At 73.3% G+C, this 22501-nt stretch carries 25 protein-coding genes and 1 riboswitch; of the genes, 15 read left to right on the top strand and 10 right to left on the bottom strand.

Translation table 11 applies throughout. From position 1 onward, the window contains the following. Position 1: 1 nt before the first annotated feature. The 4 genes from MY526_RS12660 to MY526_RS12645 form a co-directional block, all read right to left on the bottom strand. Positions 2-1123, bottom strand: a complete 1122-nt coding sequence (locus tag MY526_RS12660) for a glycosyltransferase family 4 protein (protein ID WP_436693343.1) — start codon at positions 1121-1123, stop codon at positions 2-4. Further along, positions 1120-2388 (bottom strand): M48 family metalloprotease, encoded by a 1269-nt coding sequence (locus MY526_RS12655; RefSeq protein WP_436693341.1) that lies wholly within the window; start codon positions 2386-2388, stop codon positions 1120-1122. The genes MY526_RS12660 and MY526_RS12655 overlap by 4 nt, the downstream gene beginning before the upstream one ends. Before the next feature lie 148 nt (positions 2389-2536). Next, complete coding sequence (locus MY526_RS12650; RefSeq protein ID WP_436693339.1) at positions 2537-3619, bottom strand: C40 family peptidase; 1083 nt, start codon at positions 3617-3619, stop codon at positions 2537-2539. A 16-nt stretch (positions 3620-3635) separates the two neighbouring features. Further along, positions 3636-3833, bottom strand: a riboswitch (cyclic di-AMP (ydaO/yuaA leader). Positions 3834-4025: 192 nt separating this feature from the next. Further along, the gene (locus MY526_RS12645) at positions 4026-4325 is read right to left on the bottom strand and encodes a hypothetical protein (protein ID WP_436693337.1); all 300 of its coding nucleotides are present in this window, start codon (positions 4323-4325) and stop codon (positions 4026-4028) included. A gap of 210 nt (positions 4326-4535) precedes the next feature. On the opposite strand from MY526_RS12645, the gene MY526_RS12640 reads away from it, so the two are divergent. After that, on the top strand, positions 4536-6410 hold the full coding sequence (locus MY526_RS12640) for a DEDD exonuclease domain-containing protein (RefSeq protein WP_436704014.1): 1875 nt from the start codon (positions 4536-4538) through the stop codon (positions 6408-6410). Continuing rightward, positions 6407-6694, top strand: coding sequence for an Lrp/AsnC family transcriptional regulator (locus MY526_RS12635; RefSeq protein ID WP_436693333.1), 288 nt, complete (start codon positions 6407-6409; stop codon positions 6692-6694). Before MY526_RS12640 ends, MY526_RS12635 begins: the two co-directional genes overlap by 4 nt. A 31-nt stretch (positions 6695-6725) precedes the next feature. Here the strand turns inward: MY526_RS12635 and trpD are convergent, their stop codons facing one another. Together trpD and MY526_RS12625 are read right to left on the bottom strand one after the other, a co-directional pair. Beyond that, complete coding sequence (trpD, locus tag MY526_RS12630) at positions 6726-7784, bottom strand: anthranilate phosphoribosyltransferase (protein WP_436693331.1); 1059 nt, start codon at positions 7782-7784, stop codon at positions 6726-6728. Next, positions 7781-8200, bottom strand: coding sequence for a hypothetical protein (locus tag MY526_RS12625; protein WP_436693329.1), 420 nt, complete (start codon positions 8198-8200; stop codon positions 7781-7783). The genes trpD and MY526_RS12625 overlap by 4 nt, the downstream gene beginning before the upstream one ends. 160 nt (positions 8201-8360) lie before the next feature. Here MY526_RS12625 and ctaE point away from each other — a divergent pair, with 160 nt between their 5' ends. The 4 genes from ctaE (at position 8361) to qcrB (ending at position 12708) form a co-directional block, all read left to right on the top strand. Then, a complete protein-coding gene (ctaE, locus tag MY526_RS12620; protein WP_436693327.1) occupies positions 8361-8972 on the top strand; it encodes an aa3-type cytochrome oxidase subunit III in 612 nt (203 codons plus the stop codon). A 7-nt stretch (positions 8973-8979) separates the two neighbouring features. Next, complete coding sequence (qcrC, locus tag MY526_RS12615; RefSeq protein WP_436704013.1) at positions 8980-9867, top strand: cytochrome bc1 complex diheme cytochrome c subunit; 888 nt, start codon at positions 8980-8982, stop codon at positions 9865-9867. Positions 9868-9931: 64 nt separating this feature from the next. After that, on the top strand, positions 9932-11044 hold the full coding sequence (gene qcrA, locus MY526_RS12610; RefSeq protein WP_436693323.1) for a cytochrome bc1 complex Rieske iron-sulfur subunit: 1113 nt from the start codon (positions 9932-9934) through the stop codon (positions 11042-11044). Then, a complete protein-coding gene (qcrB, locus tag MY526_RS12605) occupies positions 11044-12708 on the top strand; it encodes a cytochrome bc1 complex cytochrome b subunit (protein WP_436693321.1) in 1665 nt (554 codons plus the stop codon). The genes qcrA and qcrB overlap by 1 nt, the downstream gene beginning before the upstream one ends. Before the next feature lie 560 nt (positions 12709-13268). Here the strand turns inward: qcrB and MY526_RS12600 are convergent. Together MY526_RS12600 and ctaC are read right to left on the bottom strand one after the other, a co-directional pair. Further along, the gene (locus tag MY526_RS12600; protein WP_436693319.1) at positions 13269-13673 is read right to left on the bottom strand and encodes a cytochrome c oxidase subunit 4; all 405 of its coding nucleotides are present in this window, start codon (positions 13671-13673) and stop codon (positions 13269-13271) included. Between the two features lie 48 nt (positions 13674-13721). Further along, entirely contained in the window at positions 13722-14591 is an 870-nt protein-coding gene (gene ctaC, locus MY526_RS12595; protein WP_436693317.1) for an aa3-type cytochrome oxidase subunit II, read from the bottom strand. A 287-nt stretch (positions 14592-14878) separates the two neighbouring features. Here ctaC and MY526_RS12590 point away from each other — a divergent pair, with 287 nt between their 5' ends. Genes MY526_RS12590 through asnB form a run of 3 tightly spaced genes read left to right on the top strand, consistent with a single transcriptional unit; the run spans position 14879 to position 17598 of the window. Next, a complete protein-coding gene (locus tag MY526_RS12590) occupies positions 14879-15244 on the top strand; it encodes a metalloprotease (protein WP_436693315.1) in 366 nt (121 codons plus the stop codon). Next, positions 15234-15608 carry a DUF3817 domain-containing protein gene (locus MY526_RS12585; protein WP_436693313.1) on the top strand — a complete coding sequence of 125 codons (375 nt, stop codon included), beginning with the start codon at positions 15234-15236 and terminating at the stop codon, positions 15606-15608. Before MY526_RS12590 ends, MY526_RS12585 begins: the two co-directional genes overlap by 11 nt. 55 nt (positions 15609-15663) lie before the next feature. Next, positions 15664-17598 (top strand): asparagine synthase (glutamine-hydrolyzing), encoded by a 1935-nt coding sequence (gene asnB, locus MY526_RS12580; protein WP_436693311.1) that lies wholly within the window; start codon positions 15664-15666, stop codon positions 17596-17598. Positions 17599-17708: 110 nt separating this feature from the next. Here asnB and MY526_RS12575 read toward each other — a convergent pair whose 3' ends face one another. Further along, a complete protein-coding gene (locus MY526_RS12575) occupies positions 17709-18056 on the bottom strand; it encodes a HesB/IscA family protein (RefSeq protein ID WP_436693309.1) in 348 nt (115 codons plus the stop codon). Between the two features lie 145 nt (positions 18057-18201). Here MY526_RS12575 and MY526_RS12570 point away from each other — a divergent pair, with 145 nt between their 5' ends. Together MY526_RS12570 and MY526_RS12565 are read left to right on the top strand one after the other, a co-directional pair. Further along, positions 18202-18807, top strand: a complete 606-nt coding sequence (locus tag MY526_RS12570; protein WP_436693307.1) for a DUF3043 domain-containing protein — start codon at positions 18202-18204, stop codon at positions 18805-18807. 24 nt (positions 18808-18831) lie between these two features. Beyond that, positions 18832-19815: an aldo/keto reductase family protein gene (locus MY526_RS12565; protein WP_436693305.1), complete on the top strand. Its 984-nt coding sequence runs from the start codon at positions 18832-18834 to the stop codon at positions 19813-19815. Between the two features lie 55 nt (positions 19816-19870). On the opposite strand, the gene MY526_RS12560 is transcribed toward MY526_RS12565, so the two are convergent. Further along, a complete protein-coding gene (locus MY526_RS12560; protein ID WP_436693303.1) occupies positions 19871-20083 on the bottom strand; it encodes a hypothetical protein in 213 nt (70 codons plus the stop codon). Between the two features lie 121 nt (positions 20084-20204). On the opposite strand from MY526_RS12560, the gene MY526_RS12555 reads away from it, so the two are divergent. Genes MY526_RS12555 through MY526_RS12540 form a run of 4 tightly spaced genes read left to right on the top strand, consistent with a single transcriptional unit; the run spans position 20205 to position 22498 of the window. Further along, the gene (locus tag MY526_RS12555) at positions 20205-20642 is read left to right on the top strand and encodes a phage holin family protein (RefSeq protein WP_436693301.1); all 438 of its coding nucleotides are present in this window, start codon (positions 20205-20207) and stop codon (positions 20640-20642) included. Next, the gene (locus MY526_RS12550; protein WP_436693299.1) at positions 20639-21076 is read left to right on the top strand and encodes a DUF3618 domain-containing protein; all 438 of its coding nucleotides are present in this window, start codon (positions 20639-20641) and stop codon (positions 21074-21076) included. Before MY526_RS12555 ends, MY526_RS12550 begins: the two co-directional genes overlap by 4 nt. Further along, complete coding sequence (locus MY526_RS12545) at positions 21073-21348, top strand: DUF4235 domain-containing protein (RefSeq protein ID WP_436693297.1); 276 nt, start codon at positions 21073-21075, stop codon at positions 21346-21348. Before MY526_RS12550 ends, MY526_RS12545 begins: the two co-directional genes overlap by 4 nt. A gap of 1 nt (position 21349) precedes the next feature. Next, the gene (locus tag MY526_RS12540; protein WP_436693295.1) at positions 21350-22498 is read left to right on the top strand and encodes a YihY/virulence factor BrkB family protein; all 1149 of its coding nucleotides are present in this window, start codon (positions 21350-21352) and stop codon (positions 22496-22498) included. The last annotated feature ends 3 nt before the right edge of the window (positions 22499-22501 follow it).

Here is a 22501-nt window from a genome sequence, read left to right as displayed (position 1 = left end):
GTCAGCCGTCCAGCAGGGCGGTGAAGGTCGCGGCGATCGTCGTCCACGACCACCGCTGCTCCACCCACGCCCGGCCGGCGGCCCCCATGGCCCGGGCGCGGGTGGGGTCGTCGAGCAGGCGGGTGATCGTCGCGGCGACGTCCGCCGGGGATCGCGGGTCGGCCACGACGTGCCCGGTGACGGCCTCCCGCACCGTCTCCGGCGCGCCGCCCGAGGTGCCCGCCACGACCGGCAGCCCGCAGGCCGCCGCCTCGAGGTAGACCATGCCCAGCCCCTCGACGTCCAGGCCGCCCCGGCGGGTGCGGCACGGCATGGCGAAGACGTCGCCGGCGGCGTAGTGCTCGGGCAGCTGCTCCGACGGCACCCCTCCGGTGAGGACGACGGAGTGCGCCAGCCCCCGGTCGGCGACCGCCCGCCGCAGCCGGGCCTCCAGCGGGCCGCCGCCGACGAGCAGCAGCCGCGCGTCCGGATGGCGGGCCAGCACCCGCGGCCAGCCGGCCAGCAGCACGTCCTGTCCCTTCCGCGGGACCAGGCGCGAGACGCAGACGACGACCGGAGCCGCACCCAGCCCGTACCGCGCGCGCACCGCCGCCCCGTCGGCGAACGGGGTGAACCGGTCGACGTCCACCCCGGGTGACAGCTGCGCCATGCGGGTGGCGCCGTCCAGCGCGGGCGCCAGGCGGCCGTGGGTGTACTCGCTGATGTAGGTGAGGACGTCGAGGCCCCGGGCGATCCGCCGCATGAGCTGCCGCGCCCCCGGCAGCGCCACCCAGCCGGTCTCGTGGCCGTGGGTGGCCCCGACCAGGTGCCGCACACCGGCGTCGCGCAGGGCCGGCGCGAGCAGGCCGAGCGGTGCGGCCGCGCCGAAGAAGGCGGTGTCGCAGCCCGAGCGGCGGGCCAGGTCGGCTGCCGCGCGGGCCGTGGCGCGGGTGGGCAACAACATGCCGGTCGGCCGGCGCACCACGGGGTACGGCAGCGCGGCGTCGTACGCCTCCCAGCCGGGCGACCGGGAGGCGAGCACGACCAGGGACTCCGGGGGGCGGCGGGCCAGCAGTGCCGCGACGAAGGTCTGGATGCCGCCCTGGCGCGGCGGGAAGTCGTTGGTGACGACCAGCGTCCTCACCCGGCGTCCTCCAGGCGCTGCCAGTCCAGCGCCATCGCGACCCGCTGCGGCCCGGTCGGGTGGGAGCCGAAGAACCACTGCCAGGCCGCGGGCGGGTCGGGGTCGGCGAGGTTGGCCGCCGCCAGCCGGTGCTGCATGGTGATGAACGCCTGCGCGTCGCCGGTGAGATCGAGCGCGTGCAGGTCGGCGCGCGCCTCGACGTGCCGCGACACCACGTTCCGAACCGGGGTGGCGACCAGCGTGCCGACCGACACCAGCAGCAGGACCAGCGGCACCACCCGCGGGTCGCCCGGTGCGTCCACACCGGCCCGGCGCAGCAGCGGCGTCCAGGACAGCAGCCACCCCAGCGCGGCCACCGCCGCGGCCGCACCCAGCGAGCCGATGAGGGTGCCGGTGAGGACGTCGTCGGTGGCCACGTGGCCCAGCTCGTGCGCGACGATCGACTCGATCTCCGCCGGGGGCAGCCGCTCGAGCGTCGTGTCGAACAGGACGACCCGGCGGGTCGACCCGAAACCGGAGACGTAGGCGTTGAGCGCGGTGGTGCGCCGGGAGGCGTCGGCGACCAGCACGTCCTCGACCGGGGTGCCGTTCTCCTCGGCCAGCTCGAGCAGGTCGGTCCGCAGCTGCCCCGCGGGCAGCGACTCGAACCGGTTGAACGCCGGCTCGATGAGCACCGGGTAGAGGAACGAGCCCGCGACGACGAGCGCGGCCGCGGCCCCGGCGGCCCAGGCCCACCAGGTCCGCGGAGCGCGGCGGGCCAGCCACACCACGACGAGCAGGACGACGGCAGTGAGCGCCGCGTCGATGGCGGTGGAGACGCCGACGTCGCGCAGCCACAGCAGCCAGGAGCGGGTGGACAGGCCGTACCGGTGCCGGACCACCTCGCCGTACGCCGACAGCGGCAGGGTGACCAGCCGACCCACCACCGCGATCGCGGCCGTGCCAAGCAGCGCCTGCCACGCCCAGCCGCCGCCGAGCGGGCGCGCCACCGCCCGGACCAGCCGGCCGCCGAGCGGGGTCAGCGCCAGGACGGCGGAGACGGCGAGGCCGAGCAGCAGCGAGGCCAGGGACGCCGGCCGGAGGGCCGCGGCGAAGGACTCCGCCCGCTCGACCACCTCCGCCGGCAGCCCGGCGCCGGGGCGGACCGGGGTGGCCCCACCGGGCGGGTCGGGCAGCAGGGACCACGGCGTCCGGACGGCGATGACGAGCACGAGGGCCGCCCCGAGCGCACCCGCGACCAGCAACGCGGCCCGGCGGGCGCTCACCTGGTCGATCCTAAGAGGACCCCGTCCTCCCCACCCCTCGCAGGCTCGCGGCGGGACCCGGGACGGGGCCGCCCGTCCTCCCCACCCCTCGCAGGCTCACGGCGGGACCCGGGACGGGGCCGCCCGTCCTCCCCGCGCTCAGCCGGGCTCAGAGGATGCGGCGCATCGCGGTGATGCTGCCCATCGAGTCGATGCCCACGACCTTGACCGGCTGGCCGGAGGTCGAGGCGTGCACCATCTGCCCGTTGCCGATGTACATCGACACGTGGCTGACCGGGCTGTAGTAGAAGAGCAGGTCGCCCGGCTGCAGCTCGGCGCGCGAGACCGACCGGCCCATCGTCGATTGCATGCGGCTCGAGTGCGGCAGGCTGACGCCGGCCGCGGCGTAGGCGTACTGGGTGAGCCCCGAGCAGTCGAAGGAGTTCGGGCCGCCGGCGCCCCACACGTACGGGTCGCCGACCTGGGCCAGCGCCGTGTCGACGGCCGCCTGCGCGGCACCGCTCGCGGCGGGCGCCGGCGCGGCGGCCGGGACCGCCTGCCCCGAGTGGGCCGTCTGCACCAGCTGCTGCTGGGGCGCCGACAGGGCGTCGTACTGCGCCCGGTAGTCGGCGATGTCGGCCTCGAGCCCGGCCTGCCGCGCGGTGACCTCGTCGAGCGCCTGCTGCGCCGCGGCCTGGGCCGCGTCGGCGCCGGCCCGCGCCTGCTCGGCGGCCGCGGCCCGCGTGGCGACGTCGGTGAGCACGTCGCCGGCGTGCCCGGCGATGACGTCGAGCGTGGCCAGCTGGGAGACGAAGTCCTCGGCCGACGCGCTGGTCATCAGCAGGTCGAACTCCGAGAGGCTCTCGCCGGTGAACGCCGCGCGGGCGACCTGGCGGATCTGGCCGTCGAGGGCGTCGAGCTGCGCCTGTGCGTCGGCGGCGGCCCGGTCGGCGTCGGCGACGGCGGCCTGCTGCTGGGCCAGGGTCTCGCGGGCCTCGTTGACCTGCTCGCTGACGGCCTCGAGCTCCTGACCGGTGCGGGCGACGAGCTCGGCGGCCTGCGCGGCGCTGCCGGCCTGCTCCGGATCGGCGACCGCGTTCGCGGGGAGGAGCGTCAGGGCCAGCGTCGCGGTGGCTCCGACGACGAGCCCGCGACCGAGGCGGCGGGCCGCGGTGGGGCGGCGGGGAACGACCGCAAGACGGGGGTGGATCGGTTCGGGGGCATGCCCCAGGGCAGCGTGAGGGGTCGCCACGGGCGGCGGCTCTCCGTTTCTTCCTCAGCAACCGCCTACCGAGTTAGCTGACGGGTTCGGGCTGGGAAGAAGCGCCCTATCTCTGCGCGCCGGCGGACCGACGCGTGTGCCCCGGCGGACCGGCGCACGCGAGAACTCACCCCAGTACTGCGGTGGGTCCCCGGTTCCCCCTGGGCACCGTGCGGCGCCTCGGGGAATTCGGCGGTGACCCGGCCGAGGTCACCTCACTGCGGGTGACGACCTCCCGGCCGGACCGGCTCACCGTAGGGGCGTGGTGTTGTTGTGACAAACGAGGCCCGCGTGGACTGTGGGATTTCCCACACGCTCGACGCGCGCCACGCCGACACCCCCGGTTCGCGCCTCGTTCCCTCGTCCGCGGCCGCGTCGGCGCCCGCCACGGCCGGCCTCACCCGGTGCGCCGCCGCGGATCCCCCGCCCGGCGCGGGGAGGTCTGGTGGCGCAGCGGCGGCACGAGGCCGCCGTCGGCCAGCGCGCGGACGGCCCGGCGCTCGACCTCGTCGAACTCCACCACCACACCCGGCGCCGGGACGACGACGTCCTCGGCGGCCGGACCGCGGCGGGCGGTCATCGGGACCACCGTCGGGTCGGTGCCCTGCCAGCCCGGTGGCGCCCCCAGCAGCACGGTCACGACGCAGTCGGCGCAGCCGTCGCCCCGGGCGGTGCAGGTGTCGCAGTCGATGAACATGACCCACTCCTCTGCTGACCGACGCCTTGGTCGTGGAGGCCCTCCATGGCCCCCGGTCGGTATGGGCAGCACGCTAGGGACGGGCACCGACAGTTCCCGGCCACCGTCGGTTCTGCCGCCCGCACGGCCGCCCGCACCGCCGTCGGCCGATCGGTCGCCGCCCGGCGAGCGTCCCCGGGACTGTCACTGCCCCGACCTACCGTCCGCCCCGTGCCCTCCTCCCCCGCCCGGCTGGCCGGGATCGCCGCAGGGACAGCCGCGCGAGCCGCCGCCGGGCTGCCGCGCTACGAGCAAGCCACGATCGACGAGCTCGGCACCCCGCTGGCGGAGGTCACGTTCGTCGTCGTCGACCTCGAGACGACCGGCGGCTCACCCAAGGACAGCGCGATCACCGAGGTCGGCGCGGTCAAGGTGCGCGGCGGCGTCGTCCTCGGCGAGTTCCAGACGCTGGTCGACCCCGGCTGTGCGATCCCGCCCTACATCAGCGTGCTGACCGGCATCACCACCACGATGGTGGCCGCGGCGCCGCGCATCGGGGCGGTCCTGCCCGCGTTCCTGGAGTTCGCGCGCGGCGCGGTCCTGGTGGCCCACAACGCTCCCTTCGACCTCGGGTTCCTCAAGGCCGCCTGCGCGGAGAGCGCCGTCCCGTGGCCGGCCTTCGCCTCGGTCGACACCGCGGTCCTCGCCCGCCGGCTGCTCACCCGCGACGAGGTGCCCAACTGCAAGCTGGCCACCCTGGCGCCCTTCTTCCGCACCGCGACCGAGCCCTGCCACCGCGCCCTGGCCGACGCCCGCGCCACCGTCGACGTGCTGCACGGGCTCTTCGAGCGGCTGGGCCCGCTCGGCATCACCAGCCTGGAGGAGCTGACCGGCCTCACCCGCCAGGTCGACCCCGACCGTCTGCGCAAGCGGCACCTGGCCGACGGCGTGCCCTCGGGGCCAGGGGTCTACGTGTTCCGCGGCCCCCGCGACGAGCCCCTCTACGTCGGGACGTCGAGCGATCTGCGCAGCCGCGTCCGCAGCTACTTCACCGCCGGGGAGCAGCGCAGCCGGATCACCGAGATGGTCGCCCTCGCCCAGCGCGTCGACACCATCTCCTGCGCGCACGACCTCGAGGCCGCCGTCCGGGAGCTGCGGCTGATCGCCGAGCAGAAGCCCCGCTACAACCGCCGCTCCCGCTTCCCCGAGCGCGCGCTCTGGGTCCGGCTGACCGACGAGCCGTTCCCGCGGCTGTCGGTCGTCCGGCGGGTGCGCCCGGGCGCCGGGGTCTTCCTCGGCCCGTTCCCCGACCGGCGCGCGGCCGACGCGGCGGTGGCCGCGATCCACGAGTCGCTGCCCCTGCGCCAGTGCACCGGCCGCATCTCCCTGCGGGTGCTCGGCACCGCCTGTGCGCTGGCCGGCATGGGCCGCTGCGGGGCACCCTGCACGGGTGCCCAGTCGGTCGACGAGTACGCCGGGATCGCCGCCGTGCTCCGCGCGGCGGTCGCCTCCGACCCGGACGCCCTGATCGCCCCGCTGCTGTCCCGCGTCGACCGGCTGGCCGCCGAGGAGCGCTACGAGGACGCCGCCGTCCTGCGCGACCGCGTCGCGGTGCTCGTCCGGGCGGTGCGCCGCCGGCAACGGCTCGCCTCGCTGGCCGCGGTGCCCGAGCTGGTCCTGGCCCGGCCCGGCTTCGACGGCGGCTGGCAGCTGTCCGTCGTCCGCCGGGGCCGGCTGGTGGCCGCCGGCTGCGCACCGCAGGGCAGTTCCGTCCGCGCCACGCTGGAGGGCCTGCTGGCGACGGCGGAGACGCCGCTGGGCCCCGACGACGAGCTGGCCGCGTCCGTGGACGAGACCGAGCTCGTGCTGCGCTGGATGGAGAAGCCGGGCACCCGCCTCGTCCAGGTGTCCGGCACGCTCGCCTGCCCGGCCCCCGGCACCGGCGGGTACAGCGCCTTCCTCGACCGCGTGGACGCCGGCCGCACCGGCCGCGACCCGTTCGCCGACGGACGCTCGCTCGGCACCCGAGCACGGCCCGAGCGGATCAGCCCCGGCCCGCGCGGGCACTCCGGTGCACCGGCCGCCCGGCTAGCATCGCCCGCGTGATCACCGCCATCGTCATGATCGACGCGGCCACCGACTCGATCCCCGAGGTGGCCCAGGCCGTCGCCGACCTCGAGGGCGTGAGCGAGGTCTACTCGGTCGCCGGCGACGTCGACCTCATCGCCGTGGTGCGGGTCCGGGAGTTCGAGCACATCGCCGACGTCGTCGCGGGGCGGATCAACAAGGTGCCCGGCGTCCTGGAGACCGACACCCACATCGCCTTCCGCGCCTACTCCCAGCACGACCTCGAGGCCGCGTTCTCCATCGGCTTCGACACCGCCGACTGACAGCCCCGTCCCAGGCCCGCGCCGGGTACACCTAGCCGCGCAGCGACCGGCTGACCGTCACCCAGCGCGTCAGCTGCGCCGCCGCGCGGCCGTCGTCGACTGCCCCGGCAGCCCGCTCCAGCCCCGCGGCCAGCGCGTCGTGCAGCCGGACGTTCCGCTCGTCGAAGGCGGCCAGCGCCGCCGCCGCGTTGAGCAGCACCGCGTCGCGCACCGGGCCGCGCTCACCCTCCACCACGCGCCGGAAGACGTCGGCGTTGAAGGCGGGGTCACCGCCGCGCAGCGCGTCGGGCGGCGGCGCCTCGATCCCCAGGGCCGACGGGTCGACCCGGTCGGGCTCCACCGTGCCGTCGCGCACGATCCACACCGTCGACGTCGTCGAGGTGGTGAGCTCGTCGAGGCCGTCGTCGCCCCGGAAGACGACGGCCCGCATGCCGCGCTGGGCCAGCACCTCGGCCATCACCGGCGCCATCCGCGGGTCGGCGCACCCGATGGCCGCGGCCACCGGCCGGGCGGGGTTGCACAGCGGGCCGAGGAAGTTGAAGACCGTGCCGATCCCCATCTCCTTGCGCGCCGGCCCGGCGTAGCGCATGCCCGGGTGGAACACCGGCGCGAAGAAGAACCCGATCCCGGCCTCCTGCACGCAGCGGGCGACCCCGGCCGCCGGCAGGTCGATGACGACGCCGAGCGCCTCCAGCACGTCGGCGGCCCCGGACGACGACGACGCGGCGCGCCCCCCGTGCTTGGCGACGGGCACCCCCGTCGCCGCCGCCACGACCGACGCCATCGAGGAGATGTTGACCGTGTGCGCCCCGTCGCCGCCGGTGCCGACGATGTCGACGCAGGCGAGCGGGAGCTCCACCGGCGTCGCGCGGTCCAGCATCGCGGCGGCCAGCCCGGCGACCTCCTCCGGCGACTCCCCCTTGGCGCGCAGGGCCACGGCGAAGGCGGCGATCTGGGCGGGCGTCGCCTCGCCGGTCATGATCTCGCGCATCGCCCAGGCGGTGTCCTCGCCGGAGAGGTCCTCGCGGGCCAGGAGCCGGGTGAACAGCGACGGCCAGGTGGGCCCGCCGGTCGGCGTGCGGGTGCTCACGGACGGACGACCGGCCGCCGCCCCACCCGGTCGCGCAGCACGTCGGCGATCACGACGGGGGCGGTGAGCGGGTCGATCGGGAAGGGCAGGGTGGCGTCGGCCCGGGACCAGTGCGCCAGCCAGCGGTCGGGCTGCCGGGCGATCAGCACGCAGACCGCCGGCCGGTCGGCCACCTCTTCCTCCAGCTGCCGGCTCAGCGCCAGGCCGCCGGTCGGCTGCGCCTCGCCGTCGAGGATGCAGAGGTCGACGCCGCCGCCGTCCACGGTGTCCACGACGTCCTCACCGGTCGCGCACTCGATCCAGGTGATCGGCCCGACGTCGGCCGCCGGCCGGCGCCCCACGGCGGTCCGGACGGCGGCGCGCACCTCCGGCCTGGAGCTGTAGACCAGGACGGTGGCCGGTGCGGCGTCGCTCACGTGTCCTCCTCGCGGGGCGTCGTTCCCGGTGCGCCGGACCCGGGCCCGCACACCGGGGCGAGCCTAGTGCCCGGCGGCGGACGTATCGGGCAGGTCACGGTGCCGCCACACCAGCCACCCGCGGTCGTGACCTTGACGGGGCCGATGCCATGATGACCTCGTGACAACGGCTCCCGTCGCGAGCGGCACCTTCGACACCTCCCGGGTGCACTCCCTGACCCGACCGAACATGGTCAGCGTCGGCACGATCATCTGGCTCTCCAGCGAGCTGATGTTCTTCGCCGGACTGTTCGCCATGTACTTCACCGCGCGCGCCCGCGCCACCGAGGGGTGGCCGCCGGAGCCGACGGAGTTGAACCTGCCGTACGCGCTGACGTTCACGATCATCCTGGTGGCCTCCTCGGTCACCTGTCAGCTCGGCGTCTTCGCCGCGGAGCAGGGCAACGTGTACGGCCTGCGCCGCTGGTTCACGATCACCTTCGTGATGGGCCTGACCTTCGTGCTCGGCCAGGCCTACGAGTACGTCCAGCTGGTGGAGGAGGGGACGTCGATCTCGTCGTCCACCTACGGGTCGGTCTTCTACCTGACGACGGGCTTCCACGGCCTCCACGTCATCGGTGGGCTCATCGCGTTCGTCTACCTGCTCATCCGGTCCACCATGGGCCGTTTCACGCCGGCACAGGCGACCGCCGCGATCGTGGTCTCCTACTACTGGCACTTCGTCGACGTCGTGTGGATCGGGCTGTTCGCCACGATCTACCTGATCCGCTAGGGAACCGGTGTCCACCACGAACCCGCAGTCCGACGCCCAGTCCGCCGACGAGTCCTCCCGCGGCCCTCGCCGCTGGTCCCGCCGGGCGGTCGAGGGCAGCCCCGCTGCCGCGGCCCGGGCCCGTCGCCGGTCCAAGCACCGTCGTCGCGTCGTCAACGTCGCCGGCCTGATGGCCGCACTCGTGCTGACCGGTGGCCTCTACTCGTTCCTCTCCCCCGCCTACGCCACGGACGAGGGCACGACGAGCGAGTCCGCCGCCGAGGCCGCCGGCCGCGAGCTGTACGAGCGCAGCTGCATCACCTGCCACGGCGACAACCTCGAGGGCGTGCCGGGCCGCGGCCCCTCGCTGATCGGCGTGGGCGAGGCGGCCGTCTACTTCCAGGTGCACACCGGCCGCATGCCGCTGGTCCGCCAGGAGGCCGACGCCCCCGACAAGCCGGCCGTGTTCTCCGACGAGGAGATCGACCAGCTGATGGCCTACGTCCAGGCCAACGGCGGCGGCCCCACCCTTCCCTCCGGCGACCTGCGCGACGGCGACCTGGCCCTGGGCGGGGAGCTGTTCCGGCTGAACTGCGCCTCCTGCCACAACTTCGTCGGCCAGGGCGGCGCGCTCTCCTCGGGCAAGGCGGCGCCGAGCCTCGAGGACTCCACCGACCTCGAGATCTACACCGCGATGCTCACCGGCCCCGAGAACATGCCGGTCTTCGGGGACAACCAGCTGACCCCCGACGAGAAGCGGGCGATCATCAACTACGTGCAGACCATCGACAGCCAGGCCGACCCGGGCGGTGCCGGCGTGGGCCGCATGGGTCCGGTCGCCGAGGGTCTGGTCATCTGGGTCGTCGGCATCGGCGTCCTGCTCTTCGGGATCTTCTGGATGGGGACCAAGGCGTGACCGTCTCCCCCGCCACCACTTCGGCCCAGCGACCGCTGACCGCCTGGATCAGCGAGGAGGAAGCGTGACTGCGCGCGACAGCCGCCCCGGTTCCACCGGCGGCGCCGACGTCGCCGGCCCGCTGCACGGCGGTCCGGACGACGACTACACCCCCGCACAGCTGGCGGCGATGCCCCGCGAGGACCTCGACCGCCTCGGTGCGCGCTACGACAGCGTCGAGATCCTGCACGTCGACCCGGGCCCGGAGCCCGGGTCGCCCGTCGAGCGGCGGGCCGTCCGCCAGGTCGGCTTCACCTTCGCGCTGTCCGGCCTGGCCGCGTTCGCCTTCGTGGTGGTCTACGTCGGTTCGGGCTGGTTCCTGCCCGACTGGCACTGGGAGATCTCCGAGACCGGCTGGAGCGCGCTGTTCACGCCGATCACCGGCGCCCTCATGGGCCTCGCGTTCATCCTCGTCGGCGTGGGCCTGGTGCTGTACACCAAGAAGCTGCTGCCGCACGAGACCGCGGTCCAGGACAAGCACGACGGCTCGCACTTCGACCGGGTCACCACCGGCGCAACCCTCGTGGGGGGCCTGCACAACAGCGGTCTGGCCCGCCGCAAGCTGATCACCCGCTCGCTGCTGTTCATGGGCGGCGGCCTCGGGCTCATGCTGATCATGCCGCTGGGCGGCCTGATCAAGAACCCGAACAAGGGCAACCCGCTGGGCACCACGAGCTGGGGCGAGGGCGTCCGGCTGGTCCGTGACGACGGCACCCCGATCCGGCCCGGCGACCAGCAGCCCGGCTCCATCGAGACCGTCTTCCCGGCCGTCCCGGGCGGGAACCGCGAGTCCGACGCCGCCACGATGCTCTTCCGGCTGCGCCCGGAGCAGGTGGCCGCCGACCAGCCCCGTCAGGGCCAGTCGGACTTCGGCTACGGCGACTACGTCGCCTACTCCAAGATCTGCACCCACGCCGGCTGCCCGGTGTCGCTGTACGAGCAGGAGACCAGCCGCATCCTGTGCCCCTGCCACCAGTCGCAGTTCGACATCACGCAGGGCGCCAAGCCGATCTTCGGCCCGGCCACCCGGCCGCTCCCGCAGCTGCCGATCACGGTCGATGACGAGGGCTACTTCGTGGCGCGCAGTGACTACATTGAGGCCGTGGGCCCCACCTACTGGAACCGGGAGCGCATCTGATGGCTCGCACCGCCACGGCGCCGGGTGTCCCGACCACGCGGCTGGGCAAGGCCGCCTTCGAGATCGACGACCGCCTGATCGTCGCAGGTCCGCTGCGCCGCACGCTGAACAAGGTCTTCCCCGACCACTGGTCGTTCCTGCTCGGCGAGATCGCGCTCTACTCGTTCATCATCCTGCTGCTGTCCGGCACGTACCTGACCTTCTTCTTCGACGCCTCCATGCGCGAGGTCGTCTACGAGGGCAGCTACGCGCCGCTGCGGGGCGTGGAGATGTCGGCCGCGTACGACTCGGCGCTGAACCTGTCGTTCGACGTCCGCGGCGGTCTGCTCATGCGGCAGATCCACCACTGGGCGGCGCTGCTGTTCGTCGCCTCGATCGTGGTGCACCTGTGCCGCATCTTCTTCACCGGCGCGTTCCGCCGCCCGCGTGAGACGAACTGGATCATCGGTGTGGTCATGCTGGTGCTGGCGCTGCTGATGGGCGTCACCGGCTACTCGCTGCCCGACGACCTGCTCTCCGGCACGGGGCTGCGGATCATCAGCGCGATCCTGCTCTCGGTCCCGGTCATCGGCACCTGGGCCCACTTCGCGGTGTTCAACGGCGACTACGTCGGCGAGAACATCATCGGCCGCTTCTACATCGTGCACGTCCTGCTGATCCCGGCGATCCTGCTGGCCCTGATCGCCGTGCACCTGCTGATCCTGGTCAAGCAGAAGCACACCCAGTTCCCCGGCGCGGGCCGCACCGAGCACAACGTGGTCGGCAGCCGGCTCTTCCCCACCTTCGCGGGCAAGGCGACCGGCCTGGTCTTCATCGTGTTCGGTGTCTGCGCCGCCCTCGGTGGGCTGGTCCAGATCAACCCCATCTGGCTGTGGGGGCCGTACAACCCGGCGCAGGTCTCCGCGGCCTCCCAGCCGGACTGGTACATCGGCTTCCTCGACGGCTCGACCCGCCTCTTCCCGGCCTGGGACATCAACCTGCCGGGTGACTACACGATCCCGGCGCTGTTCTGGCCGACGGTCGTGGTGGCCGGCCTGATGTTCACCGTCCTGGCGCTGTACCCGATGATCGAGCGGAAGCTGACCAAGGACACGGCGTCGCACCACCTGCTCCAGCGTCCGCGCGACGTGCCGGTGCGGACGGCGCTGGGCGCCATGGCGCTCTCGTTCTACCTGGTGCTGATGGTCTCCGGCGGCAACGACGTCATCGCCGACAAGTTCGACATCAGCCTCAACGCCATGACGTGGGTCGGTCGCATCGGCTGCGTCATCGTGCCGCCGATCGTCTACGTGATCACCTACCGGCTCTGCCTGGGCTTCCAGCAGCATGACCGCGAGGTGCTCGAGCACGGCATCGAGACCGGCGTCATCCGGCGCCTGCCGCACGGCGAGTTCATCGAGGTGCACCAGCCACTCGGTCCGGTCGACGAGCACGGACACGGCTCGCTGGCCTACGGCGGCGCTCCCGTGCCCAAGCGGATGAACCAGGTCGGCGGCGCACGGCGGGCCATCCGCGGCTTCTTCCGCCCCATCGAGGAGCCGGCACAGGTGGAGCTCGAGCAGCGGCGCGAGGCCGAGGGCCAGGCCGCGGCCGAGAGCGCCCGCGAGCTCACCGCCTCCGGTCGCCCGGCGGACGGCGGACGGCCGCAGGAGCCGCGCGACTGATCCACCCGGCACGCACGAGGAGGGCCCCGACGGAGCGATCCGTCGGGGCCCTCCTCGCGTCTGCCCACGTCGGCCGGCCGGGCGCCGACGGGCTCGTCCCCGGCCGTCTCGGCCCGCCGCCGCGGTGAGGCGCCGGTGGACGTCCAGGGCGAGTTCCAGCGCGTTCTCCAGGCCGAGATCGTGGCTCGGCCACAGTTGCGCGGTCCGGACCTCGATCTCCAGCGCCTCCAGCTCGCCTCACCGCCGGTCGGCCACCGCCCCGCGGAACCGCCCGGTCGGCCACCGCCCCGCGCAGCCGCCGGTCGGCCGGGCTGGACCGCCCGGACACGTCCACGACGGCCCGGCGGCCCCTCGATGAGGGCGGCGTACTCAGCCGCGTGCGCGTGGCCGCAGCCGGTGCCCCAGCAGAGCGGTCACCGCCGCCCTCTCCCCCCAGCAGCCGGGCGCAGCCCCGGAACCGCGACGACCACGACCGTAGCGGTCCTGACCGGACCGTGGACGACGAGAGCCCCTCCCCGCGCGCGGCGGAGAGGGGCCCTCGGGGTCGAGCGGGTGGCGGCTCAGCCGCTGTGCGCGTTCTGCCCCACGTAGTACTCGAAGAGCAGCCCGCCGATGGTGACCAGCAGGGCCGCCACGGCGATGAGGATCAGCCACGAGTGGAAGAACGCAAGCGCCAGACCCATCAGCGCGGCGGACAGCGCCACCGCGAAGGGCCAGTAGCTGCTCGGGCTGAAGAAGCCCAGCTCGCCGGCGCCGTCGGCGATGTCGGCGTCCTTGCGGTCCTCGGGACGGGCGTCGATGCGCCGGGACACGAACCAGAAGAACCCGCCGATGAGGGCGGTCAGCCCACCGGACAGGACCAGGGCGGTCGTGCCGATCGGCTCGCGGGCCCAGAACCCGTACACGATCGCCGCGATCGCGCAGAAGACGGCGATCCCGTTGAAGATGAGCGCTTCGACCTTCACGGCCGTCCCTCCTGCTGCGTGGTGTGCGGTGCGCGGTCGGAGCGCATCTCAGCTACCGGCCCTCTGGGCGTCGTCGACGAGGTCCCAGGCCTGCGTGGACTGGGGATCACCGGGCTGGCCGATGCTCTCGAGCGCGTCGAAGGTGCTCTGGCCGGACTCGCGGGCGGCGAGGTAGTCCTCGTAGTCCTCCGGGGACACCGCGCGGACCTCGAAGTTCATGTACGCGTGGTAGGTGCCGCACAGCTCGGCGCAGCGGCCGACGAAGGCACCCTCCTCGCGGACGGTCACCTCGAAGACGTTGTCCCGGCCGTTCTCGTTGCCCGGGATGACGTCGAGCTTGAAGAGGAACTCCGGCACCCAGAACGAGTGGATGACGTCGGCCGAGGCGAGCTCGAAGCGGATCGTCTGGTCGGTCGGCAGCACGAGGATCGGGATCTCCTCGCTGGTACCGACCGTGTTGACCGGCTCGCCGTCCTGCCCCGTGGTCTGGGGGTACACGAACTGCCAGTTCCACTTGAAGGCGTTGACGGCGATGGTGACGTCCGGGTCCTCACTGCGCTCCTGGACCCGGTTCTGCACCACGACGGTGAAGAAGAACAGCCCGGCGATGATGAGGAACGGGATGATCGTGTAGACGATCTCCAGCGGCAGGTTGTACGCCGTCTGCTTGGGGAGCTCGTCGCCGCGCTTCCGGTGGCGGACGACCGACCACAGGATCAGGCCCCACACGCCGATGCCGACGATCAGCGCCGCGATGACCGACCAGATCCACAGGTTGCGCATCTCGACGGACTCGTCGGTGATGCCGTCCGGCCAGCCCCAGCGCCAGAACTCGTTGTTCGGCGTGCACCCGGTGAGGACGACCGCCCCCAGGAGACCGAGCGCGGCGACCCGCGCGAGCCTGCTGCCTCGAGCCACTGCTCGCTGCCTCCTCGTCCTCCGTCCGGACGTCCCGGACGGTCCTCCCGGCGGGCCGTCAGCCGAGGTCCGGCAGACGGCGTCGCGCCGACCACAGTCTGCGGGGAGACTAGCCGACCCCGCATGGCGGCCGACCACCGGAGACGCGGTCCCGGCGGGTCGCGCCGTCCGGACGCCGGGGTGCGGCCCGCGCGCCGCCGGGAGGCCCCGCTCCCCCGCTCGCCACGTCCGTGAGCCGCCTCACCGCTGACCCCGGACGACGGGCCGCGCCGGTTACAGTCGAGGCCGTGTTCTCCCGGCTGCTGACCCCCAAGTGGGTGCTGATGCACCTCGTGGTGGCCGCGCTGTTCGTCGCCACGTTCTTCCTCGGCTACTGGCAGCTGACCAAGGCCGAGGCCGGGGGCGGCGCGGTGAACTGGAGCTACGCGCTGCAGTGGCCCCTCTACGGGGCCATGGGCCTGTGGTTCTACGTGCGCATGTGCCGCGAGGAGCTGCGCCGCGACCCGGACGAGGACGAGCCGGGCGCCGCGCTGGTGCTCTACCAGCGGCCGCGCATCGACACCACCGGTGACCCCGAGCTGGCCGCGTACAACGCCTACCTCGCCGAGCTGAACGAGAAGGCGCTGGGCCAGCGGAGCGACCGTGGCCGCTGAACGGACCGAGCCCGCCAGCACCCTCCCCCGGGCCCTCGCTCGTCGTGTCGGGCAGGGCGTCCCGGCCGCGCTGCTGCGCTACCGCGTCATGGCGTGGGTCGTCGGGGTGCTGCTGATCGCGCTCATCCTCGTAGCGGTGCCGCTGAAGTACGCCGGCGGGCTCGACGAGCCGGTCGCCGTCATCGGCACGCTGCACGGCTGGCTCTACGCCATCTTCTTCCTGACCGCCTGCGACCTGGCGCTGCGCGCCCGGTGGACGCTGCGGGGCACCGTCCTGGTGCTGCTCGCCGGCACCGTCCCGATCCTGTCCTTCGTCGCCGAGCGCATCGCTACCCGCAAGACCCGCGCCGGCGAGCGCGTCTGACCCCGTCCCGGCCCCGAGCCGGGACACGAGCCGACCCCCCGGAGACCTGCGCCTCATGTGCGGCTTGCTGGCCTACCTGTCCACCGACGCCGACCGGGTCGGCGCCTCCCACGTCTCGGACGTGCAGGACGCCCTGCACTGCCTGCACCACCGCGGCCCCGACGACACCGCCGTGTGGTCGGACTCCCGCGTGGTGCTCGGCTTCAACCGGCTGTCGATCATCGACCTCGAGGGCAGCCCGCAGCCGCTGCCCTACGCGCGCGACCGCTACCGGATCCTGTTCAACGGCGAGATCTACAACTACCTCGAGCTGCGCGAGGAGCTGGCCGCCGCGGGCGCCCCGCTGACCACCCACGGCGACACCGAGACGATCGTCGCCGGCTACCACATGTGGGGTCAGGACGTCGTCCGGCGGCTGCGGGGCATGTTCGCGTTCGTCATCTGGGACACCCACACCAGGACGGCGTTCGGCGCCCGCGACCCCTTCGGCATCAAGCCGCTGTTCACCGCGCGGCTGGCCGACGGCGGGCTGGTCTTCAGCTCCGAGAAGAAGGCGGTCCTGGAGATGCTCGGCGGCAGCAAGGCCGCCGGCGGCGTCGACCCCGCCTCGCTGCAGCACTACCTGACCCTGCAGTACGTGCCGGAGCCGGCGACGCTGCACCGGGGGATCCGCCGGATCGAGAGCGGCACCAGCTTCACCGTGGTGGACGGCGAGCTGCACACCAGCCGCTACTTCCACCCGACGTTTCGTCCCCAGCCGGTGCAGCAGGGCCGGGAGCAGGAGCTCTACGACCGGATCGCCGCCGCCCTCGACGAGTCGGTGGCCAAGCACATGCGCGCCGACGTCACGGTCGGCTCCTTCCTGTCCAGCGGCATCGACTCGACCGCCATCGCGGCCCTGGCGCACCGCTACAATCCCGACCTGATGACCTTCACGGTCGGCTTCGAACGGGAGTCGACGTCCGAGGTGGACATCGCCGCGGAGTCGGCGAAGACCCTCGGCGTCGAGCACGTGCCGGTGGTGATCACGGCGGAGCAGTTCGCAGCGGCGATCCCCGAGGTGGTCTGGTACCTCGACGACCCGGTCGCCGACCCCGCCCTCGTGCCGCTGTACTTCGTGGCCCGCGAGGCCCGCAAGCACGTCAAGGTGGTCCTGTCCGGCGAGGGCGCCGACGAGCTCTTCGGCGGGTACACGATCTACCGCGAGCCGCTGAGCCTGGCCTGGGCGCAGCGGTTCCCGGGGGTCGCGAAGCGGGCGATGGCGGCGCTGTCCGAGCGGCTACCCGAGGGGATGCGCGGCAAGGACCTCCTCCGCCGGGCGTCCATCCCCCTCGAGGAGCGCTACTACGGCAACGCCCGGAACTTCTCCGGTGCGGAGCTGGCCCAGCTGATGCGCGGCCACGACACCGACCTGTCGCACGTGACGGTCACCGAGGCCCTCTACCGGCAGACCCGCGAGGCGGGCTACGACGACGTGACGGCGATGCAGTACGTCGACCTGTTCACCTGGCTGCGAGGCGACATCCTGGTCAAGGCCGACAAGATGACCATGGCCAACTCGCTGGAGCTGCGGGTGCCCTTCCTCGACCCCGAGGTCTTCGCGCTCGCCAGCACCATCCCGCTCGACCAGCGGGTCCCCCGCGGCAGCGACGCCACCAAGTACGCGCTGCGGCGGGCGATGGAGCAGATCGTCCCGCCGTCGATCCTGCACCGGCGCAAGCTCGGCTTCCCCGTGCCGACGGCGGACTTCCTCGCCGGGCCGCTGCACCAGTGGGCGCGCGACATCGTGTCCGACAGCGAGACCGACGAGTGGCTCGACCGCCGCCACGTGTCCACCCTGCTCGACCGGCTGCGCGAGGCCGAGGTGCCCAGCAAGCGCATCGCCCGTCAGGTGTGGGAGGTGCTGGTCTTCATGGTCTGGCACGGGATCTTCGTCGAGGAGCGGATCCGCCCGGAGATCCCCGAGACGGTCTACCCGGTCAGGCTCTGAACACGACGGCGCCCCGGTCCCTCCGAGGAGGGGCCGGGGCGCCGTCGCGTTGGCCCCCTGCAGGGCCCCGCCGCGAGCTCAGCGAGTGGTGGGGAGCAGGGGGTCCTCTCTCAGTGGAACGAGTCGCCGCAGGCGCACGAGCCGCCGGCGTTCGGGTTGTCGATCGTGAAGCCCTGCTTCTCGATCGTGTCGACGAAGTCGATCGTCGCCCCGCCGAGGTACGGGCCGCTCATGCGGTCGACGATGACCTCGACGCCGCCGTACTCGTAGGTCTGGTCGCCGTCGAGGAACCGCTCGTCGAAGAAGAGCTGGTAGCGGAGGCCGGAGCAGCCGCCGGGCTGGACGGCGATGCGCAGACGGAGGTCGTCGCGGCCCTCCTGGTCGAGCAGCGCCTTCACCTTGGCGGCAGCGGGCTCGCTCAGGACGACGCCGGTCGCTTGGGTGTCCTGCACCGTCATGTCTTGTGTCCTCCCACGTTCGAGTGTGCCTGGGGCGGCACGTCCTGCTCCAGGCCAACACCGCCGGAGCGGGTCCTCTTCCACTGTACGGCCGACGGCCCCGCATGGACGGGGAACGGCCGAGGTCACACGTAGACTCGGGCGTGTGAAGCTCCGCCTGCCCGGGCGCCGGGACCGCGCCGAGGCCGCGTCCGCCCCCGCCGACGACGCCGTCCAGTTGGTGAAGTCGAGCGGCAAGGGTCGCCCGACGCCCAAGCGCCACGAGGCGCAGGGCCGCCGGCCCGGCCCTCCCCCGCCGCCGCCGACCACCCGCAAGGAGGCCTACCGGCGGATGCGGGAGCAGCAGGCCGCCGGCCGCGGCGCCGCCCGCGCCGGTGCGGCCCGGGGCGACGACAGCTACCTGCCCGCCCGCGACCGCGGCCCGGTGCGCAAGCTGGTGCGCGACGTCGTCGACGCCCGCCGCAACGCCGGCAGCTTGTTCCTCGTCGTCGCCGGGCTGGTGCTGATCGGGTACTTCATCCCCAACCCCGCGGTGCAGAGCTACACCGTCTTCCTGTGGTTCCTGTTCTTCCTGGTGATCATCGCCGACTCGGTCGTGCTGGGCCGGCGGATCAAGCGGAAGGTGCTCGAGCGCTTCCCGAACGACGACCACCGGATGCGGGGCCTGATCTGGTACGGCATCAGCCGCTCCACGATGGTCCGCCGGTGGCGGTTCCCGAAGGCCGAGGTCCCGGTGGGTGCGGACGTCTGAGCCGCCGCGGCTAGCGTCGGCACCGTGGAATCCAGAAGACTCGGCCGTTCCGGCCTCTCCATCTCCGCGATCGCCTACGGCAACTGGCTGACCCACGGCGGCCAGGTCGAGGAGGACGCCGCGCACGCCTGCGTGCGGGCCGCCCTCGACGCGGGCATCACGACCTTCGACACCGCCGACGTGTACGCCGGCACCCGCGCGGAGTCGGTGCTCGGCCGCGCGCTGGCCGGCCAGCGCCGCGAGGGGCTGGAGGTCTTCACCAAGGTGTACTGGCCGACCGGCCCCGGCCACAACGACCGCGGCCTGGGCCGCAAGCACGTCATCGAGAGCTGCCACGCGTCGCTCCGCCGGCTGCAGACCGACTACGTCGACCTCTACCAGGCCCACCGGTACGACCCCACGGTGCCGCTGGAGGAGACGATGACCGCCTTCGCCGACCTGGTGCGGGCGGGCAAGGCCCTCTACATCGGCGTCTCCGAGTGGCGCGCCGACGAGATCGCCGCCGGCGCCGCCCTCGCCCGCGATCTCGGCATCCAGCTGATCAGCAACCAGCCGCAGTACTCGATGCTGTGGCGGGTCATCGAGGACGAGGTCGTGCCCACCTCCGAGAAGGAGGGCGTGTCCCAGATCGTCTGGTCACCGCTGGCGCAGGGCGTGCTCACCGGCAAGTACCTGCCCGGGCAGCAGCCGCCGCCGGACAGCCGCGCGGCCGACGAGGAGGCCGGCGGCACGATCCGGCGGTTCCTGCGCGACGACGTCCTCACCCGGGTGCAGCAGCTGCGGCCGGTCGCCGAGGACGTCGGCCTGTCGATGGCCCAGCTGGCGCTCGCCTGGGTGCTGCAGAACACCAACGTCGCCGCGGCGATCATCGGTGCCACCCGGCCCGAGCAGGTGCACGACAACGTCCGGGCGGCCGGCGTGACGCTCGAGCCGGCCGTGCTGGCACGGATCGACGAGGTGCTCGGCGACGTGGTCGAGCGCGATCCGTCCCGCACCGCCCGCGGCTGACGAAGGACCCCCTGCCCCCACCGCTCGCGGGGGGGGTAGGGGGCCTGGTACGGGCTCAGGTGGCGGCCAGGCCCATCGGGCCGTAGACCTCGGTGTCGCCGTCGAACAGCGTCACGGTGGCCACCCCGCGCTCCAGCAGGAGCCGCCAGTGCTCCCCCAGCCACGACTCCGCGTCGCCCTGGTTGTCCGACGGCGGGACGTCGACCCCGACCGACGCCGGGTCGACCTCCGCCCCCGAGGGGTCCTCCAGACGCCAGTACCAGCTCATGCGGCCGAGGCTAGTGGCCGCTCTCGTCCCGTTCCCGCAGGTGTGACCTGCGCCTGGTTACCGCACCCGGCCCAGCGGGCATGTCAGGTCCTCGACAGTCCAGTTCAGGACCGGAGGACCGATGAGCCAGCCCACCGCGGGCGCCACCCGTGCGACCGCCCCACCCCAGTCCCCCGAGGACTCCTCGACCGGTCAGCTGATCGGCCAGCTCACCGAGCAGATCTCCCGCCTGGTCCGTGACGAGGCGCGACTGGCCCAGGCCGAGGTCACCCAGAAGGCCAAGCGGCTGGGCGTGGGGGCCGGCCTCTTCGGCGGCGCCGGCCTGTTCGCCTTCTTCGGGACGGCCGTGCTCATCGCCGCCGCCGTCCTGGCCCTCGCCCTCGCCCTGCCGGGCTGGCTGGCCGCGCTCATCGTCGCCGTCGTGCTGTTCGCCGTCGCGGGTGTCCTCGCCCTGATCGGCAAGAAGGACGTCGACAAGGCCACCCCACCGCTGCCCACGCAGGCCATCGCCAGCACCAAGGAAGACATCGCGACCGTGAAGGAGAGTGCGCGCCGGTGAGCACCCCCAGCAGCTCCAGCGCGGCCGGCAACGGCGCGCCGAGCGACCCCGACGCCATCAAGGCCGAGATCGAGGCCACCCGCGCGCAGCTCAGCCGCACCGTCGACGAGCTGTCGCACCGGCTGGACGTCCCTGCGCGGGCCCGGGAGAGCGCGTTCCGCGCCCGGGACACCGCGGTCGAGACGTACCGGGAGAGCCCCCCGACCGCCATCGGCGCCGGCGCCGGCCTGGCGGCCCTCATCGGGCTCCTCGTGTGGCGCCGGCGGACCAAGCACCGCCGCGTGGCCAAGCGGGCGACGAAGAAGGCCGCCAAGGCCCTCGCGGCCCGCCGCGCCGCGGCCCAGAAAGCCGCCCGCAAGACCGCCGCCAAGACCCGGAAGTCCGCCGCGAAGAGCGCGAAGAAGGCCCGCAGGACCGCGAGGAGGACGAAGTGAGCAACAAGGGAGCCAAGCTCGCCTACCGCCCGATCGGCCTGCTGGCCGGCATCCTCGCCGGTGCCGTCTCCGGGACCATCTTCAAGCAGGTGTGGAAGCGGGTCTCGCACGAGGACGACGCGCCCGACGCGCTGCAGAGCGAGTACCGGATGCGCGAGATCGTGCTGGCCGCCGCGCTGCAGGGCGCGATCTTCGCCGCCACCAAGGCCGCGATCGACCGGCTCGGCGCGCAGACGTTCACCAAGCTGACCGGCAGCTGGCCGGGCGACTGACGTGTCCGGGACCCGACACCACGAGAGCGCCGTCGACCGCATCCGGGAACGGGTCGAGGAGAAGGCCGCCCGGCGGGCCGCCGCCAAGGCCGCCGCCGAGGGCGCCGACGAGCACGGCTCACCGCCGGGGGCGGAGCGGCCACCGCCCGGGGCGCCGTCGGAGCGCGAGCTGCCGGGGATCGGCGCGGAGACACCGACCCGCATCCCGCTGCGCGGGTGGAAACAGGTGGTCAAGCGGGCGTGGGCCGAGAACAAGGCCGACAACATGCCGATCATCGCCGGCGGCGTCGCGTTCTTCGGCTTCCTCGCGGTCTTCCCCGCGCTGATCGCGACGATCTCGATCTACGGCCTGGTGGCCTCACCGGAGCAGGTGAGCGAGCAGATCGAGTCGGTGTCGGCGCAGCTGCCCGAGAGCGCGCAGGAGATCCTCAGCGAGCAGCTGACCTCGATCACCAGCAACAGCGGCGGCGCGCTGACGGTCGGGCTGGTGGTGTCGATCCTCGCCGCGCTGTGGAGCGCCTCCGGCGGGGTCGGCAACCTGATCACCGCGGTCAACATCGCCTACGACGAGGTGGAGACCCGCAACTTCATCAAGATGCGGGCCACCTCGCTGGCGCTGACGCTGGGCGCGATCGTCTTCGTGCTGATCACGATCACCCTGGTCGCCATCGTCCCCGCGGTGCTGGAGGAACTCCCGCTCGGGGTGGTCGGCACGATCCTGGCGCAGGTCGTGCGGTGGGTGCTGCTGCTCGGGGTGTTCGCCGGCGGGCTCGCGGTCGTCTACCGCGTGGCGCCCGACCGCGACTCCCCGCAACTGCGGTGGGTCAGCATCGGCTCGATCGTCGTCACCGTCGTGTGGGCGCTGGTCAGCATCGGGTTCGCGTTCTACGTGGACAACTTCGGGTCCTACAACAAGACCTACGGCGCCATCGCCGGCGTCATCGTGCTGATGCTGTGGCTGTACCTGACCTGCTACCTGGTGCTGCTGGGCGCGGAGATCAACGCCGAGGCCGAGCACCAGACCGCGCGGGACACCACCTCCGGCGAGCCCGTGCCGATGGGCGAGCGGAACGCGGTGGTGGCCGACTCCCTGCCCGACAAGCCGGAGCCGACCAAGGAGGACAAGGACCCCACCCGCAAGAACCGGTAGGGC

The sequence above is a fragment of the Geodermatophilus sp. CPCC 205761 genome (assembly GCF_051383655.1).
Lineage (GTDB): Bacteria > Actinomycetota > Actinomycetes > Mycobacteriales > Geodermatophilaceae > Geodermatophilus.
The sequence above is the reverse complement of the archived record's forward strand: the minus strand, read 5'-3'. Positions and strand labels throughout refer to the sequence as shown.